We start from the raw sequence: 16,864 nt of genomic DNA on the forward strand, positions 1-16,864 counted from the left end.
TCTGACACAACTTAAAGGGAGATTGATTTAGCGCAATTTTGGCGGTAGGGAATCTACCGCCACGGGGGATCAGGCTGAGAAGAACGCCATCAGTACCGGCACCAGCAGACTAAGGATAAAACCGTGTACGATAGCTGCAGGAACGATTTCTACGCCGCCTGAGCGCTGTAGCACCGGTAGAGTAAAGTCCATTGAGGTTGCGCCGCACAGCCCAAGCGCGGTAGAGCGGCTACGCAATACCATGCCGGGGATTAACATTATCGCCAGCAGTTCGCGGGCCAGATCGTTAAAGAATGTCGCGCTGCCAATGACCGGGCCATAGGATTCGGTCATCAGGATCCCGGAAAGGGAGTACCAGCCGAAGCCGGACGCCATCGCCAGACCGGTTTTAATGGGCAGACCAAGAATAAGGGCATTAATCACTCCGCCAAATAATGAGCTCGCCGCGACCACGACCGCGACAATCATTCCGCGGCGATTAAGCACAATTTGCCGTAATGTCATTCCATTATTACGCAGCTGAATACCGATAAGGAATAACAAGAAAATTAACGTATATTCGCTGGCTTCGGTCGCGTGTTGTAAAAATGAGAGGCCGCTTAACCCCAGCAGGAAACCAATTAGTACGACGCCAAGCAGCTGCAGCGACTCGAGAGCCATCGCCAGGCGCGAGGGTAATTTTTCCGGACGATGCTTGACCCGCCACGGCATTTTTTTATCCAGCCATAATAGTGCTGCAATATTGCACAGAATAATAACCACAATGCTTACCGCAGAGTAATACAGTATCGACAACAGATTGCTGCTGAGATTATCGAGGAAGGCAAGGCTAATCCCCATGAAAAAGAGGATCACGTAAACAATCCAGCTCAGCAGCCGGGTAATCAGTTTAAGTGCGGAAGGGTGACGCAGAGGAATCAGATAGCCGACAATCAACGGCAGCAGAATGATTAATAGTCCCGAAAACATGAACGGCAAGGTCCTTGCAAATTAAGAATAGCGCCAATGACACTACCCAATTCGCCAGGCCGAGTAAAGCTGTCGACAAAAAGAAAAAGCCCGGCATCGCCGGGCTTCTCGCGAGGATTAATCGCGTTTTTCGAGCAGGGTGCGATACAGCACGCCGCCGAGGATACCGCCGATGATTGGCATCACCCAGAACAACCACAGCTGTTGCAGCGCCCAGCCGCCCTGGAAGATAGCGACCGCGGTGCTACGCGCCGGGTTAACGGACGTATTGGTCACCGGAATGCTAATCAGGTGGATAAGGGTCAGCGCCAGGCCGATAGCGATCGGCGCAAAGCCCGCCGGGGCGTTTTTATCGGTCGCACCGTGAATAACCAGCAGGAAACCACAGGTCAGCACGATTTCGATAACGATAGCGGACAGCATGGAGTAGCCGCCTGGGGAGTGTTCGCCGAAACCGTTTGAAGCGAAGCCGCTCGCGGCAGCGTCGAAACCGGCTTTACCGCTGGCGATAACGTACAGCACGGCGGCGGCAATAATACCGCCGACAACCTGTGCGACAATATAACCAATTACGTCTTTAGCCGGGAAACGACCGCCAGCCCACAGACCTAAAGTCACCGCCGGGTTAAAGTGACCGCCGGAAATATGGCCCACGGCGAACGCCATAGTTAATACGGTTAAACCAAAGGCTAAGGCCACGCCGGCAAAACCAATTCCCAGTTCCGGGAAAGCCGCTGCCAGCACTGCGCTACCGCAGCCGCCGAATACGAGCCAGAATGTGCCAAAGCACTCTGCTGCTAATTTTCTGAACATAACCACCTCAAATAATAATGTAAACGAACACGTTATGACGTGCCGGTCTTTATTTATCGACGCAAAGAATGACGATAAAAATAAAGCGCCGCTATTTTAGGAACGAACGCCACCCTCGGACTAGTTAAATAAATTGATGTAATTTGATTTAGAGCAATGAGATGGTCTTCCTTTCACCATGCATGAATTATGCAAGTGTAGAACATAAATTTGAAAAATAAACTACTCACAATGATGAATTATTTAATTAATTAAATGAAATTAAGTGTTGTAACCTTACAAACTCTTATGCCCCAACGGGCTATGGTTCACTCTTTGCGCAAAGGATGCCATGTCGCCCCGGCCTCGCTATACTGCTGATTACTGAAGGAGAATGTGGCGCCAGGTGGAGGGGATATGCATCTTGAGCGTGTAGAGATCGTCGGATTTCGCGGTATCAACCGTTTATCGTTGATGCTTGAGCAAAACAATGTGCTAATCGGCGAGAACGCCTGGGGGAAATCCAGTCTGCTGGACGCTCTGACGCTGCTTTTATCGCCTGAGTTTGACCTGTACCATTTCGTGCGCGATGACTTCTGGTTTCCCCCCGGCGATATTCAGGGGCGGGAGCATCATCTGCATATCATTTTAACCTTCCGCGAAAATGAACCCGGGCGCCATCGCGTACGCCGTTTTCGCCCCCTTAGCGATTGCTGGGTGCCCTGTGATGACGGCTATCAGCGCATTTTCTATCGCCTTGAGGGTGAGCTGGCTGATGACGGCAGCGTGATGACTCTGCGTAGTTTTATTAACTGCCAGGGAGAGGCGCTGGAGATGCATGATATCGACGATCTGGCGCGCCACCTGGTGCGCTTAATGCCGGTATTGCGCCTGCGCGACGCCCGCTTTATGCGCCGAATTCACAACGGAACCGTGCCGCATTCGCCGCAAATTGAGATTACCGCCAGGCAACTGGATTTTCTCTCCCGCGAACTGGTCAATCATCCGCAAAATCTTACCGATGGACAAATCCGCGAAGGGCTGTCGGCGATGGTGCAACTGCTGGAACATTACTTCGCCGAGCAGAGCAGCGCGCAAAGCCGCAATCGCCTGATGCGCCGACGTTCTCATGACGAACAACGCAGCTGGCGCTATCTCGATATTATTAACCGAATGATTGATAAACCCGGCGGTCGCAGTCATCGGGTGATCTTGCTTGGGTTGTTCTCCACTTTATTGCAGGCGAAGGGAACCGTCCGACTCGATCGCGATGCGCGGCCGCTGCTGCTGATTGAGGACCCGGAAACGCGTCTGCATCCGATCATGCTCTCGGTCGCCTGGCATTTGCTGAATCTGCTGCCACTGCAGCGAGTGACCACGACCAATTCCGGCGAGCTGTTGTCGTTGACGCCGGTTGAGCAGGTGTGTCGGCTGGTGCGTGAATCGTCCCGCGTCTCGGCGTGGCGGCTCGGTCCCGGCGGGATGAATGCGGAAGATAGTCGCCGCATTGCGTTTCACATTCGCTTCAACCGCGCGTCATCGCTGTTTGCCCGTTGCTGGTTACTGGTGGAAGGCGAAACGGAAACCTGGGTTATCAACGAACTGGCGCGCCAGTGCGGGCATCATTTCGATGCTGAAGGGGTGAAGGTGATTGAATTCGCCCAATCCGGGCTCAAGCCGCTGATAAAATTCGCCCGCCGGATGGGGATTGAATGGCATGTGTTGGTTGATGGCGATGAGGCAGGAAAGAAGTATGCCGCTACGGTACGTGGGCTGCTCAACAATGATAACGAACTGGAACGAGTGCACTTAACCATGCTTCCGGCAATGGACATGGAACACTTTATGTATCGTCAGGGGTTCGACGATGTATACCACCGTGTGGCGCAGATCCCGGAGAATATGCCGATGAACATGCGCCGGGTGATAACAAAAGCCATACATCGTTCATCGAAACCCGATCTGGCGATAGAGGTCGCGATGGAGGCCGGGCGGCGGGGAGTAGACGCCGTCCCGACATTACTGAAAAAGATGTTTTCCCGCGTGCTGTGGCTGGCGCGTGGTCGCGCTGATTAGGCCAGCGGCGAAAACCGTGCCATGTTACGCAAGACTCGCCGCAGCCTAACATCAATAAACATTAAGCATTGCTAAAATTCTGGCTTCTGTTCGCCGCTGCTTCCGTTAGAATCATCGTCCGAGCTGCGGGGAATAGATCAGGAATTTTTTATGACATTGAATGGAAAACGCAGGAAAGTCTGGTGGCTGTTGGCGCTGGTGGTAGTGATTGCGGCCATCTGGGGATGGCGTATTCTGAATGCGCCGTTGCCGCAGTATCAAACGCTGGTGGCGCGTAAAGGCGACCTGCAGCAGAGCGTACTGGCGACGGGCAAATTAGATGCGCTGCGTAAAGTCGACGTCGGCGCCCAGGTCAGCGGCCAGTTGAAAACGCTGCGCGTCAATATTGGCGATAAAGTGCAGAAAGACCAGCTACTGGGGGTTATCGACCCGGAGCAGGCGGAAAACCAGATTAAAGAAGTCGACGCGACGCTCATGGAACTGCGCGCGCAGTTGAAACAGGCGCAGGCCGAACGCAAGCTCGCGCAGGTAACATTAGCGCGCCAGCAGCAGTTAGCGCAGCGCCAGCTGGTTTCTCGCCAGGATCTGGATACCGCCGCCACCGATGTGGCGGTGAAAGAGGCGCAAATCGGCACCATCGAAGCGCAGATCAAACGCAACCAGGCGACCCTCGACACCGCGAAAACCAACCTCGACTATACGCGTATCCTCGCGCCGATGTCCGGCGAAGTGACGCAAATCACTACTCTGCAGGGACAGACGGTGATTGCCGCCCAGCAGGCGCCAAACATCCTGACCCTGGCGGACCTCAGTACCATGCTGGTCAAAGCTCAGGTTTCGGAAGCTGACGTGATCCATCTTAAGCCGGGGCAAAAAGCCTGGTTTACGGTACTCGGCGATCCTCTGACTCGTTACGAAGGTACGCTGAAGGATATTCTGCCGACGCCGGAAAAGGTCAATGATGCCATATTTTATTATGCGCGTTTTGAAGTCCCTAACCCGCAGGGGATCCTGCGTCTTGAAATGACTGCGCAGGTGCATATCCAGCTAGCGGAAGTGAAAAACGTGATTACTATTCCCCTCAGCGCGCTGGGCGACGCCATCGGCGATAACCGCTACAACGTGCGCCTGCTGCGCAACGGGGAAGTGAAAGAGCGTGAAATCGTTATTGGCGCGCGTAACGATACCGATGTGGCGGTAGCGAAAGGGCTGGAAGAGGGCGATGAGGTGATTATCAGCGAAAGCACGCCCGGAGCGACAAAATGACGGCGCTGCTTGACCTGCGTGATATTCGCCGCAGTTACCCCTCTGGCGACAGTGAAGTTGACGTGCTGAAGGGGATAACCCTCAGTATTGCCGCCGGGGAAATGGTGGCGATCGTCGGGGCTTCAGGGTCCGGGAAATCGACGCTGATGAACATCCTTGGCTGCCTTGATAAGCCCACCAGCGGCACCTATCAGGTTGCCGGGGTCGATGTGGCGCATCTGAGCGGTGATGAATTGGCCAGGCTGCGCCGCGAGCACTTCGGCTTTATTTTCCAGCGTTACCATCTGTTATCGCACCTCACGGCGGCGCAAAACGTCGAGGTCCCTGCTATCTATGCCGGTAAAGAGCGCCGGATTCGTCTTGAACGGGCGCGAGATTTACTCACCCGATTAGGTCTGGGCGAGCGAGCGGAATACTTCCCGTCGCAGCTATCCGGCGGCCAGCAGCAGCGCGTGAGTATCGCGCGCGCCCTGATGAACGGCGGTGAGGTGATCCTCGCCGATGAACCGACCGGGGCGCTGGATAGCCGCTCAGGCGAAGAGGTTATGGCCATCCTGCATCAGCTAAAGGCGCAAGGGCATACGGTGATTATCGTCACCCACGACCCGCAGGTCGCGGCTCAGGCGGAGAGAATCATCGAGCTGCGCGACGGTGAAATTGTGCGTAACCCGCCGCCGTCATCGCCGGAGAAAGGCGGCGTGCTTCGCGCCGAATCCCGTGCGGAGCCTTCCGTCTGGCGTCAGTTCAGTAGCGGTTTTCGCGAGGCGCTGGTGATGGCCTGGCGGGCGATGGCGGCGAATAAAATGCGTACGCTGCTTACTATGCTCGGCATCATTATTGGTATCGCTTCGGTGGTCTCTATTGTGGTGGTTGGCGATGCGGCGAAACAACTGGTCTTAGCCGATATTCGCGCTATCGGCACCAATACCATCGATGTTTACCCCGGCAAAGATTTTGGCGATGACGATCCGCGTTATCAGCAGGCGTTAAAATATGATGATCTGCTGGCAATTCAAAAACAGCCGTGGGTGAGCTCTGCGACGCCGGCGGTATCGAAAAGCCTGCGTCTGCGCGCCAATAATATCGATGTGGCCGCCAGCGCTGAAGGCGTTGGCGCGCAATATTTCAATGTTTACGGTATGACGTTCAGCGAGGGAAATACGTTCAATGAGCTGCAGCTGAATAGCCGGGCGCAGGTGGTGGTGCTGGATAGCAATGCCCGCCGCCAGCTATTTCCTCACAAGGCGAAAGTGGTTGGCGAGGTGATTTTGGTCGGTAATATGCCGGCGACGATTGTCGGCGTGGCCGATGAGAAGCAATCGATGTTCGGCAGCAGCAAAATTCTTCGCGTCTGGCTGCCTTACTCCACGATGGCCGGACGGGTGATGGGGCAATCGTGGTTAAACTCGATAACCGTCCGCGTGCAGGAGGGCTACGATAGCGCCACCGCTGAACAGCAGCTGGTGCGGTTGCTGGAGCTCCGCCATGGCAAAAAAGATGTTTTCACCTGGAATATGGACAGTGTCTTGAAAACGGCGGAAAGGACCACACATACTTTACAGCTGTTCCTGACCCTGGTGGCGGTGATCGCGCTGGTCGTCGGCGGAATCGGGGTGATGAATATCATGCTGGTGTCAGTGACGGAACGTACCCGTGAAATCGGCATCAGAATGGCGGTTGGCGCCCGGGCCAGGGATGTTCTGCAGCAGTTTCTTATTGAAGCGGTGCTGGTTTGTCTGGTGGGCGGCGCCATCGGCGTGAGTTTATCGTTGATGATTGCGTTCATTTTGCAACTGTTCTTACCCGGTTGGGAAATCGGTTTTTCGCCGCTGGCGCTATTGACCGCATTTTTATGTTCGACGTTGACCGGGGTGCTGTTTGGCTGGTTGCCGGCGCGTAATGCCGCGCGATTAGACCCTGTGGATGCGTTGGCACGAGAGTAAGGTGATAAAAATGCCAGTCAGAAGGACTGGCATTTTATTAGCAGGATGTACACAATGAAGCAAAAGAGTTATGCAGCCGTTTCTGCTTCCACAGGAACAATCACGCTGGCGTGATTGCCTTTCGGCCCCTGGTGAACATCAAACCGAACGGATTGCCCGGCTTTTAGCGTTCTGTAACCATCCATCTGGATGGTGGAGTAATGGGCGAAAATGTCTTCGCCGCCGCCCTCAGGGCAAATGAAACCGAACCCTTTGGCATTGTTGAACCACTTAACAGTACCCATTTCCATACTTCGACATCCTTCGTAAATCTTTATAAGTAAGATGGAATGAACCGGTAGGGAGTCACGAGTTGTACAATTGCTCGCCAACTCTCGCCAGTACAATTTAGAGAAATACGGAAATGCGTCAAGCAATTGACGAGGGTGGACGGTGAAAAATGCGTCAAAATTTGAAGCAGTTAACGCTATTGCTGGGGAATGTGACAGGCGTCGCGGATGGAAGCAATAGATGATAGTTATCTATGATCTATTGTAGATTTGTAACGTGCATAACCTCAGATCATCGACAGGCCGCGGCCTGTTGGCAACAGCAACCGATGACGAACATTGACGATGAGTAAGAGAGATTGGCTGGACTTCGATCAACTGGTAGAAGATGAAGTTCGTGATGCGCTTAAACCACCATCTATGTATAAAGTGATATTAGTCAATGATGACTACACTCCAATGGAGTTTGTTATTGACGTGTTACAAAAATTCTTTTCTTATGATGTAGAACGTGCAACGCAACTGATGCTCACGGTTCACTATGAAGGTAAGGCGATTTGCGGCGTTTTTACCGCCGAAGTTGCGGAAACCAAGGTCGCTATGGTGAACCAGTATGCCAAGGAGAACGAGCATCCATTGCTGTGTACGCTAGAGAAAGCCTGATTACAGGCATGAAAATTGGGGGAGGTGCCTATGCTCAATCAAGAACTGGAACTCAGTTTAAACATGGCTTTCGCCAGAGCGCGCGAGCACCGTCATGAATTTATGACCGTCGAGCACTTGTTGCTGGCTTTGCTCAGCAACCCCTCGGCACGCGAAGCGCTGGAAGCCTGTTCCGTGGACCTGGTCGCTTTGCGTCAGGAACTTGAAGCCTTCATCGAACAGACCACTCCCGTCCTTCCGGCTACGGAAGAAGAGCGAGACACCCAGCCGACGCTAAGCTTTCAGCGCGTGCTGCAGCGTGCGGTTTTCCACGTCCAATCCTCCGGTCGCAGCGAAGTGACCGGCGCTAACGTACTGGTCGCGATTTTCAGCGAGCAGGAGTCGCAGGCCGCCTATCTGCTGCGTAAACATGAAGTCAGCCGCCTTGATGTGGTGAATTTCATCTCTCACGGTACGCGCAAAGACGAGCCCAGCCAGCCTTCGGAAAACAATGCGAGCCAGCCGGGTAACGAAGAGCAAGCAGGCGGGGAGGATCGTATGGAAAACTTCACCACCAATCTCAACCAGCTTGCACGCGTAGGCGGTATCGATCCGCTGATCGGCCGTGATAAAGAGCTGGAGCGTGCTATTCAGGTATTGTGCCGCCGCCGTAAGAACAACCCGCTGCTGGTGGGAGAATCCGGCGTCGGCAAGACCGCGATTGCGGAAGGGCTCGCCTGGCGTATCGTCCAGGGCGACGTGCCGGAAGTGATGGCGGATTGCACTATTTACTCACTGGATATCGGTTCGCTGCTGGCAGGAACCAAATATCGCGGCGATTTTGAAAAACGCTTTAAAGCGCTGCTGAAACAGCTTGAGCAGGATACCAATAGCATCCTGTTTATCGATGAGATCCATACCATCATCGGCGCAGGGGCGGCCTCCGGCGGCCAGGTTGATGCGGCTAACCTGATTAAACCGCTGCTTTCCGGCGGCAAGATCAGGGTGATTGGCTCCACGACCTACCAGGAGTTCAGCAACATCTTCGAAAAAGATCGTGCCTTAGCGCGTCGTTTCCAGAAAATCGACGTGACCGAGCCTTCTGTCGAAGAGACGGTGCAGATCATCAACGGCCTGAAACCGAAGTATGAAGCGCACCACGATGTGCGTTATACCGCCAAAGCGGTGCGTGCGGCGGTCGAGCTGGCGGTGAAATACATCAACGATCGTCATCTGCCGGATAAGGCGATTGACGTGATCGACGAAGCGGGCGCGCGGGCGCGGCTGATGCCGGTCAGCAAGCGTAAGAAAACGGTCAATGTGGCGGATATCGAATCCGTGGTTGCGCGCATCGCGCGTATTCCGGAGAAGAGCGTCTCCCGCAGCGATCGCGATACGCTGAAAAACCTTGGCGACCGCCTGAAAATGCTGGTCTTTGGTCAGGATAAAGCGATTGAAGCGCTGACCGAAGCCATCAAAATGGCGCGTGCCGGGCTTGGACATGAGCATAAACCGGTTGGCTCTTTCCTGTTCGCCGGGCCGACCGGGGTTGGGAAAACCGAAGTCACCGTGCAGCTGGCGAAAGCGCTGGGTATTGAACTGCTGCGGTTTGATATGTCCGAGTATATGGAACGTCATACCGTCAGCCGTTTGATTGGCGCCCCTCCGGGATACGTCGGTTTCGATCAGGGCGGGCTGTTGACCGATGCGGTTATCAAACATCCGCACGCGGTGCTGCTGCTTGATGAGATCGAAAAAGCGCATCCGGATGTCTTCAATATCCTGCTGCAGGTGATGGATAACGGTACGCTGACCGATAACAACGGTCGTAAAGCGGACTTCCGCAACGTGGTGCTGGTGATGACCACCAACGCCGGGGTGCGTGAAACCGAGCGTAAATCGATTGGTCTTATTCAGCAGGATAACAGCACCGATGCGATGGAAGAGATCAAAAAGATCTTTACGCCGGAGTTCCGTAACCGTCTCGACAACATCATCTGGTTCGATCACCTCTCTACCACCGTGATCCATCAAGTAGTCGATAAGTTTATCGTCGAACTTCAGGTACAGCTGGATCAGAAAGGCGTATCGCTGGAAGTGAGTCAGGAAGCGCGTGACTGGCTGGCTGAGAAGGGCTATGACCGGGCAATGGGCGCGCGTCCAATGGCGCGGGTGATTCAGGACAACCTGAAGAAACCGCTGGCAAACGAGCTGCTGTTTGGTTCGCTGGTGGATGGCGGCCAGGTTACCGTTGAGTTGGATAAAGCCAACAATGTGCTGACCTACGGCTTCCACAGCGCGCAGAAGCACAAACCGGAAGCGGCGCATTAATAAATTCTGAATTGTTCAGTGATAAAGACCGGGTTGGTGACAGCCCGGTCTTTTTTTATTAGCGTGGAGCAGGACGGATCACATCACAAGGATGAACCATGAAACCCGGCAAGCTATTGCTCTGCGCCTCACTGGCGCTGTTTTCTATTACCGCTCAGGCGCAATGTCCGGATATGACGGGAAGTTATCGTTTTACCGGTGCTGAACATCCCTTCTATCTGGTGAAAATCCCAGGACAATCACGCTATAACGCTTTTTTCCCCAACGAAGCGGGCCAGTTTACCCGGGTGCAAACGGTCGATATCTCCGCGGAAGAGATGAAGACGCAGCAGATACCGGAGTGCGCATTAATTATCCAGCGTGTTGGTATGATGATGAAAACCAACAAAGGGGAAAAGGTGGATGTGATGACGCAGTCACAGAACTACACTACCGAGAAAACCATTACCACCGAATATGGCTTAATGATATATGCTGGGTTCGCTTCCGATTTTATTGGCATCGATAAAATCAGCGCTCAGGTACCGAAAGAAGCGCAAAACGACACCTTGCCGTTGATTACAGAGGCGCAATAATAAGTCGCTGTGAGGGAAGTTGAAATGAAAAGACCGGGCAGGAGCCCGGCCTTCAGCATCTGACGCCTTAGCGGCGGAAACAATTAGCGACTACGGAAGACAATGCGGCCTTTGCTCAGGTCGTACGGGGTCAGCTCAACAGTCACTTTGTCGCCCGTCAGAATGCGGATGTAGTTTTTACGCATTTTACCGGAAATATGCGCAGTTACCACGTGACCGTTTTCCAGTTCTACGCGGAACATAGTGTTAGGCAACGTTTCAAGTACGGTGCCCTGCATTTCAATATTGTCTTCTTTGGCCATCTAGTCCTCTGGGGTATCACTACCGTAGTTTTGAACCGGCAAGATAATGCCGAAGTTCAGCAAGTATGTAAAGTTTTACGTATACCCAAAACAGTTCGCGTCGCAGGCTGGCGGTAAATAATTGCGCGCAGCCAGCGCCTGCAGCTTAAAACATGACGGGTATAAATCGCCGAAGTAGTTTTGGCGCATTGCCCGGAATACACGCGGTAAAACCACATGACAGGCGCAAACGTAAAGGGCAGTGACAGAACGATGGGCGTTATCTGACTCTTAATATTCCCAAACGGCGGCGGGGCAACAGGCAGAAGCTACTCTACCGCGCAATTATACCACCGCGCTAAGAAATGTGCTGAAAACATTTATCCATTACCGGTAAATAGCACCCTTGGTACCCAAAATCGCTCCGGTAAGCGATAGGTGCGTAATACGGAAAGGTAATCGAGATAATCGCGGCGCGGGATTTCAATCGCTCCTAAAGAGGCGGTATGCGCATTAAGAACCTGACAGTCAATTAATCTGCCACCGCCCTGGGCAAAAGCCTGACAGAAGATCATTAGCGCGGTTTTGGAGGCATTTTCCGCCCGGCTGAACATCGACTCGCCGCAAAACAGCGCTCCCTGCGCCACGCCATACATGCCGCCGACCAGCCTATCCTCATCCCATACTTCGATGGAGTGAGCATGACCGAGTTCATGTAACTGGTGATAGGCCTGAACGATACCATGGGTGATCCAGGTGCCTTCATCGCGATGGCTGGCGCAGCCCTCGATAACCTGGCCGAAGGCGTGATTGAGCGTCACCCGATAGGGCGAACGTTGATGGAAACGTTTCATGCTACGGCTATAGTGGAATTGCTCCGGCCACAGTACGGCGCGTGGATCGGGCGACCACCATAAAATAGGGTCGCCGGGAGAAAACCATGGAAAAATACCGCGCTGATAGGCCATCAACAAACGGGCTGGGCTGAGATCGCCACCCAGCGCCAGCAGGCCATTTGGTTCACGCAGAGCGCCTTCCGGGGAAGGGAAGGCGATAGAGTCACGAGAGAGCTGAACCAGACGCATTTTTGACCTCAATACGCACCAGCAATTGTTGACAATAATAGCTTACAGACGTTGCTTAAACTGGTAATAACGGCCCTGTTTCGCCAGCAGCTCTGCGTGACTACCTTGCTCAATAATTTGGCCGTTGTCCATGACTATTATCTGATTAAAACGCGCCAGCCCGCGCAGACGGTGAGTGACCATCAACACGGTTTTATCGCGCATCACTTCACTAAGTAAATCAAGGATCTGGCTTTCCGTTGTTGCATCCAGGCCTTCGGTGGGTTCATCAAGCAGCATCAGCGGCGCATCGTGCAATAGCGCGCGGGCGATAGCCAGTCGACGTAATTCGCCGCCGGAAAGCTGACGTCCGCCTTCGCCAAGCCAGCTATTCAGGCCGCTATCTTCAAGCAATTTCTCCAGGCCGACTCGCGCCAGGATATCGGCAAGCCTGGCGTCGCTGACCTGCGGCGCGGCGAGCAGCAGATTATCGCGCAGCGTCGCGCTGAAGAGATGCACCCGCTGCGGCACGACGCTCATCGCCTGGCGCAGTGTCGTTTCAGACAGCTCGCTAAGTGGCTGGCCATTTAGCTGAATCTGACCGTTGGCCGGATCCCAGGCGCGGGTCAATAGCTGCAGCAGAGTCGATTTACCGCAGCCGGTACGGCCAAGAATGGCGATATGCTCGCCTGCCGCGACCTGCAGAGAAATATCTTTTAGCGCCGGGGCCGACTGCTGCGGGTAGCTGAAGGTTACCTCATTCAGGGTAAGCGCTACCTGGGAGAAGCTTTGCGGCGCCTGCTGGCTGAACGTCACCTCGGGCTGCTGCTCGGTAATCTGTGTAATGCGGCGAGCGGACGCGATGACCTGGCCGAGATGTTGGAAGGCGCCGGTGACCGGCGCCAGCGCTTCAAATGCCGCTAAGGCGCAGAACACGAAGAGGGCGATCAGCGCCCCCGGCTGGCTATTACCGCCAACGCCTTCGGAGGCCATCCACAGCATGGCGATCACTGCGATGCCGCCAATCAGCAGCATCAGCGCCTGCGACAGGGCGGTGAGCTCAGCCTGGCGGCGCTGCGCCTCCTGCCAGCGCTGTTCCGTTTTTTCCATCTGTTTACGGTAGCGATCGCTGGCATTAAACAGCATTAACTCGGCTTGCCCCTGTAGCCAGGAGGTGAGTTGCTGGCGATACTGCCCGCGGAGCTGGGTGATCTGCTCCCCGGTCGGCTTACCAGCACGGTAAAACAGCGGCGGCAGCAGGAGTAGCGTCGCCAGCATAATTCCGCCAAGCGTGAGCGCCAGGGTGACATCGAGTACGCTTAAGCCGATGGTCACCACCAGGATGACCACCAGTGCACCAACCAGCGGCGAGATCACGCGCAAATAGAGGTGATCCAGCGTATCGACATCTGCCACGATGCGGTTGAGCAGCTCACCCTGACGAAAACGCGCCAGCCCGGCAGGGGAGAGCGGCAGTAGTTTGCTAAACGTGGCGACGCGCAGGTGCTGCAATACCCGGAAAGTGGCATCGTGGCTCACCAGACGCTCAAAGTAGCGGCCGGCGGTACGAATAATTGCCGCGCCGCGAACGCCTGCGGCAGGCAGCATGTAGTTAAAACTGTAAATCCCGGCGACCCCGACCACCGCAGAGGCCGACAGGAACCAGCCGGAAAGCGTTAATAGCCCGATACTTGCCAGCAGAGTGACGATAGCCAGCACCACGCCGAGGGTCAGCAGCCATTTGTGGCGTTTGTATAGCGCCAGATAGGGTAACAGTGCGCGCATTTAAATTTCCTCCTGGCGATGGGCTAACAGTGAGGCAAACGCGCCTCCAGCGGCAGAAAGCTGCGCATAGCCGCCTTGCTCGACAATCTGACCATCCTGCATTACCCAGATAGCATCCCACTCGGCCAGTCCTGCCAGTTGGTGAGTAACCATCAGCGTGGTCTGCTGGGTAGAAGCGTTAGATAGCGCCTGCATCACACGCTGTTCGCTGTGAGCGTCAAGGCTGGCCGCTGGTTCATCAAGCAGCAACAGGCGGCACGGCACCAGCAGCGCGCGCGCAACGGCAATACGCTGAGCCTGGCCGACCGAGAGGCCGCCAGCCTGATCGCCTAACGGGGTATTAATACCTTGTGGCAATTGGGAAATAAATTCGCTGACCCAGGCCTTATCCAGGGCTAGCTGCAGTTGCGCTTCCGTGGCTTCTGGCCACGCTAGCAGCACGTTTTCACGCAGCGTGGCGGCGGGCAGTTGCGGGTTTTGACCGACCCAGCTAATTAGCCGGCGCCAGCGTTCAGCATCGAGATCGCGCAGCTCCACGCCGTTAACCTGTAGCGAACCTTCATAGGGAAGAAAGCCTGTCAGCGTATTCAGCAGCGAGCTTTTACCGGAACCGCTCTGGCCGACCAGGACCACGCGCTCGCCAGCGTTCAGGGTGAAACTCAGCGGGCCTGCCAGCGTTTTGCCTTCCGGCGATTTCACCATCAGATCGCGGGCTTCGAGGCGAATCAGTTCATGATCGCTTAGCGTTTTCTCGCCCCGTTCAGCCTGCGCCAGCGGCGTTTCCATAAAAGTCTTCAGGCTATCCGCCGCGCCAATGGCCTGCGCCTTGGCATGGTAAAATGTGCCTAAATCACGTAGCGGCTGGAAAAACTCCGGGGCCAGAATCAGGGTTAAAAAACCGGACATCAGCGTGACGCCGACGCCGTAGTGGCCGAAGTCGAGCTCGCCGAGGTAGGAAAAACCGAAATAGACCGCCACCAGCGCGATAGAGAGCGAGGTAAAGAATTCCAGCACGCCGGAGGAGAGAAAGGCCAGACGCAGGACTTCCATCGTCCGCTGGCGGAAATCCTGCGACGCATCGCGGATATTGTTAATTTCCGCCTCGCCGCGGTTGAACAGGCGTAGCGTTTCCATGCCGCGCAGACGGTCGAGGAAGTGGCCGCTAAGGCGACCGAGCGCAAGGAAATTGCGCCGGTTAGCATCGGCGGCGCCCATCCCGACCAGCGCCATAAAGAGCGGGATCAGCGGGGCGGTGCCGAGTAAAATTAGCGCGGCTGCCCAGTTGCTGGGGAAGATAGTGATAACAATCAGCAGCGGCACGCAGGCGGCCAGCGTCATCTGCGGCAGATAGCGCGCGTAGTAATCATGCATATCGTCGATTTGCTCAAGGATGAGCGTCGCCCAACTGCCGGCGGGTTTTCCTTGAATCCAGGCTGGGCCCGCCTGCTGAAGACGGTCAAGCACCTGGCGGCGAATTTCATAACGGATATGCTGGCCGGCGTGGAAGCCGACGCGTTCGCGTAGCCACACCACCCAGGCGCGCAGGATCAGCACCAGCGCCAGCAAGGTAAACGGCAGCAGCAGCGCCGTCGCCGGGATATTTTCCATTATCATTCGGTGAAGTATTCGCGCCAGGAACCACGCCTGAGCGACGATCAATAGACCGCTCACGACGCCCAGCAGGCGAGAAATCATCAACCAGCGACGGGAGATAATGCTTTTTTCTTTTAACCAGCGGGTTAACTCTTGTTGACGGGTTTTATTCATTGCGCGCTTAGCAGGTGTCGTTATGAGATTTTTGGGCACGGCAATGTTACAACGGGGCAAAAATAAAGGCGACTTTTCGTCGCCTTCTTTACCTTTGTTACTGACTTGTAAAGATTATTTGCAAGCGTCAGCTAAACCATCCAGATAGCGTTCCGCGTCCAGCGCCGCCATACAGCCGGTGCCGGCGGAGGTAATCGCCTGACGGTAGATATGGTCCATCACGTCGCCCGCGGCGAACACGCCAGGAATACTGGTTTGCGTGGCGTTGCCGTGGATACCGGATTGTACTTTGATATAACCGTTTTCCAGCGCTAACTGACCTTCAAAGATAGCGGTGTTCGGGCTGTGTCCAATGGCGACAAACAGACCGGCGACGTCCAGCGTCTCAACGTTATCGCTATTTTTGGTATCGCGCAGACGCAGTCCGCTGACGCCCATCTGGTCGCCGGTGACTTCTTCCAGGGTGCGATCGGTGTGCAGTACGATATTGCCGCTTTCCACTTTATCCATCAGGCGCTTGATCAGAATTTTTTCCGCGCGGAAGGTGTCGCGACGGTGGATCAGATGCACTTCAGCAGCGATGTTGGACAGGTACAGCGCTTCTTCAACCGCCGTGTTGCCGCCGCCGATGACCGCGACTTTCTGGTTACGATAGAAGAAACCGTCGCAGGTGGCGCAGGCAGAGACGCCGCGGCCTTTGAAAGCCTCTTCAGAAGGCAGGCCGAGGTAACGGGCGGAAGCGCCGGTAGCGATGATCAGCGCGTCACAGGTGTACTCGCCGCTGTCGCCGACCAGGCGGAACGGACGGTTCTGCAGATCGACGCTGCTGATGTGATCGAAAATAATTTCAGTTTCGAACTTGGTGGCATGCTCGTGCATACGTTCCATGAGCAGCGGACCGGTCAGATCGTTTGGGTCGCCTGGCCAGTTTTCCACTTCAGTGGTGGTGGTCAGCTGACCGCCTTTTTCCATGCCGGTGATCAGCACCGGCTGCAGGTTTGCGCGCGCAGCATAGACCGCCGCGGTATATCCTGCAGGTCCAGAACCTAGAATAAGCAGTTTACTGTGTTTGGCTGTGCCCATGAGATCCCCATATTTTATTGG

14 protein-coding genes are annotated in these 16,864 nt (G+C 55.0%); 6 read left to right on the plus strand and 8 right to left on the minus strand.

Going from position 1 to position 16,864, the window contains the following annotated elements; translation table 11 throughout:
• Positions 1-69: 69 nt before the first annotated feature.
• On the minus strand, positions 70-969 hold the full coding sequence (locus tag ABLV08_RS07440) for a lysine exporter LysO family protein (RefSeq protein ID WP_348855700.1): 900 nt from the start codon (positions 967-969) through the stop codon (positions 70-72).
• A 117-nt stretch (positions 970-1,086) separates the two neighbouring features.
• On the minus strand, positions 1,087-1,782 hold the full coding sequence (gene aqpZ / locus ABLV08_RS07445; protein WP_015704870.1) for an aquaporin Z: 696 nt from the start codon (positions 1,780-1,782) through the stop codon (positions 1,087-1,089).
• A 396-nt stretch (positions 1,783-2,178) separates the two neighbouring features.
• Between aqpZ and ABLV08_RS07450 the strand changes: the two genes are divergently transcribed.
• From ABLV08_RS07450 to macB, 3 genes are all read left to right on the plus strand, one after another.
• Positions 2,179-3,837: an ATP-dependent endonuclease gene (locus tag ABLV08_RS07450; protein WP_045386697.1), complete on the plus strand. Its 1,659-nt coding sequence runs from the start codon at positions 2,179-2,181 to the stop codon at positions 3,835-3,837.
• Positions 3,838-3,987: 150 nt separating this feature from the next.
• Positions 3,988-5,103 carry a macrolide transporter subunit MacA gene (gene macA / locus ABLV08_RS07455; protein ID WP_045374057.1) on the plus strand — a complete coding sequence of 372 codons (1,116 nt, stop codon included), beginning with the start codon at positions 3,988-3,990 and terminating at the stop codon, positions 5,101-5,103.
• Positions 5,100-7,046 (plus strand): macrolide ABC transporter ATP-binding protein/permease MacB, encoded by a 1,947-nt coding sequence (gene macB, locus ABLV08_RS07460; protein WP_348855701.1) that lies wholly within the window; start codon positions 5,100-5,102, stop codon positions 7,044-7,046. The genes macA and macB overlap by 4 nt, the downstream gene beginning before the upstream one ends.
• A gap of 68 nt (positions 7,047-7,114) precedes the next feature.
• On the opposite strand, the gene cspD is transcribed toward macB, so the two are convergent.
• Entirely contained in the window at positions 7,115-7,336 is a 222-nt protein-coding gene (gene cspD, locus ABLV08_RS07465) for a cold shock-like protein CspD (RefSeq protein ID WP_015367495.1), read from the minus strand.
• Positions 7,337-7,660: 324 nt separating this feature from the next.
• Here cspD and clpS point away from each other — a divergent pair, with 324 nt between their 5' ends.
• The 3 genes from clpS to ABLV08_RS07480 all read left to right on the plus strand — a co-directional run bounded on the left by clpS (position 7,661) and on the right by ABLV08_RS07480 (position 10,863).
• The gene (gene clpS / locus ABLV08_RS07470; protein WP_015367494.1) at positions 7,661-7,978 is read left to right on the plus strand and encodes an ATP-dependent Clp protease adapter ClpS; all 318 of its coding nucleotides are present in this window, start codon (positions 7,661-7,663) and stop codon (positions 7,976-7,978) included.
• A 30-nt stretch (positions 7,979-8,008) separates the two neighbouring features.
• A complete protein-coding gene (gene clpA / locus ABLV08_RS07475; protein ID WP_015367493.1) occupies positions 8,009-10,288 on the plus strand; it encodes an ATP-dependent Clp protease ATP-binding subunit ClpA in 2,280 nt (759 codons plus the stop codon).
• 98 nt (positions 10,289-10,386) lie between these two features.
• Positions 10,387-10,863 carry a hypothetical protein gene (locus ABLV08_RS07480; RefSeq protein ID WP_032714159.1) on the plus strand — a complete coding sequence of 159 codons (477 nt, stop codon included), beginning with the start codon at positions 10,387-10,389 and terminating at the stop codon, positions 10,861-10,863.
• An 83-nt stretch (positions 10,864-10,946) separates the two neighbouring features.
• On the opposite strand, the gene infA is transcribed toward ABLV08_RS07480, so the two are convergent.
• The 5 genes from infA to trxB all read right to left on the minus strand — a co-directional run bounded on the left by infA (position 10,947) and on the right by trxB (position 16,843).
• Entirely contained in the window at positions 10,947-11,165 is a 219-nt protein-coding gene (gene infA, locus ABLV08_RS07485) for a translation initiation factor IF-1 (protein ID WP_001040187.1), read from the minus strand.
• 359 nt (positions 11,166-11,524) lie between these two features.
• Positions 11,525-12,229, minus strand: coding sequence for a leucyl/phenylalanyl-tRNA--protein transferase (gene aat / locus ABLV08_RS07490; protein WP_015367492.1), 705 nt, complete (start codon positions 12,227-12,229; stop codon positions 11,525-11,527).
• Between the two features lie 42 nt (positions 12,230-12,271).
• A complete protein-coding gene (gene cydC / locus ABLV08_RS07495; RefSeq protein ID WP_032707682.1) occupies positions 12,272-13,993 on the minus strand; it encodes a cysteine/glutathione ABC transporter ATP-binding protein/permease CydC in 1,722 nt (573 codons plus the stop codon).
• Positions 13,994-15,760: a cysteine/glutathione ABC transporter permease/ATP-binding protein CydD gene (gene cydD, locus ABLV08_RS07500; protein WP_020079264.1), complete on the minus strand. Its 1,767-nt coding sequence runs from the start codon at positions 15,758-15,760 to the stop codon at positions 13,994-13,996.
• A gap of 114 nt (positions 15,761-15,874) precedes the next feature.
• Positions 15,875-16,843: a thioredoxin-disulfide reductase gene (gene trxB / locus ABLV08_RS07505; protein ID WP_015367489.1), complete on the minus strand. Its 969-nt coding sequence runs from the start codon at positions 16,841-16,843 to the stop codon at positions 15,875-15,877.
• Between the last annotated feature and the right edge of the window lie 21 nt (positions 16,844-16,864).

The sequence above is a fragment of the Klebsiella sp. CN_Kp088 genome (assembly GCF_040064335.1).
In the GTDB taxonomy this organism is placed as follows: domain Bacteria; phylum Pseudomonadota; class Gammaproteobacteria; order Enterobacterales; family Enterobacteriaceae; genus Klebsiella; species Klebsiella aerogenes.

Bases quoted from the DNA above. Each gene is read 5' to 3' on its own strand.
- ABLV08_RS07440 (WP_348855700.1), bottom strand. From the start codon at position 969: ATGTTTTCGGGACTATTAATCATTCTGCTGCCGTTGATTGTCGGCTAT.
- aqpZ (WP_015704870.1), bottom strand. From the start codon at position 1,782: ATGTTCAGAAAATTAGCAGCAGAGTGCTTTGGCACATTCTGGCTCGTA.
- ABLV08_RS07450 (WP_045386697.1), top strand. From the start codon at position 2,179: ATGCATCTTGAGCGTGTAGAGATCGTCGGATTTCGCGGTATCAACCGT.
- macA (WP_045374057.1), top strand. From the start codon at position 3,988: ATGACATTGAATGGAAAACGCAGGAAAGTCTGGTGGCTGTTGGCGCTG.
- macB (WP_348855701.1), top strand. From the start codon at position 5,100: ATGACGGCGCTGCTTGACCTGCGTGATATTCGCCGCAGTTACCCCTCT.
- cspD (WP_015367495.1), bottom strand. From the start codon at position 7,336: ATGGAAATGGGTACTGTTAAGTGGTTCAACAATGCCAAAGGGTTCGGT.
- clpS (WP_015367494.1), top strand. From the start codon at position 7,661: ATGAGTAAGAGAGATTGGCTGGACTTCGATCAACTGGTAGAAGATGAA.
- clpA (WP_015367493.1), top strand. From the start codon at position 8,009: ATGCTCAATCAAGAACTGGAACTCAGTTTAAACATGGCTTTCGCCAGA.
- ABLV08_RS07480 (WP_032714159.1), top strand. From the start codon at position 10,387: ATGAAACCCGGCAAGCTATTGCTCTGCGCCTCACTGGCGCTGTTTTCT.
- infA (WP_001040187.1), bottom strand. From the start codon at position 11,165: ATGGCCAAAGAAGACAATATTGAAATGCAGGGCACCGTACTTGAAACG.
- aat (WP_015367492.1), bottom strand. From the start codon at position 12,229: ATGCGTCTGGTTCAGCTCTCTCGTGACTCTATCGCCTTCCCTTCCCCG.
- cydC (WP_032707682.1), bottom strand. From the start codon at position 13,993: ATGCGCGCACTGTTACCCTATCTGGCGCTATACAAACGCCACAAATGG.
- cydD (WP_020079264.1), bottom strand. From the start codon at position 15,760: ATGAATAAAACCCGTCAACAAGAGTTAACCCGCTGGTTAAAAGAAAAA.
- trxB (WP_015367489.1), bottom strand. From the start codon at position 16,843: ATGGGCACAGCCAAACACAGTAAACTGCTTATTCTAGGTTCTGGACCT.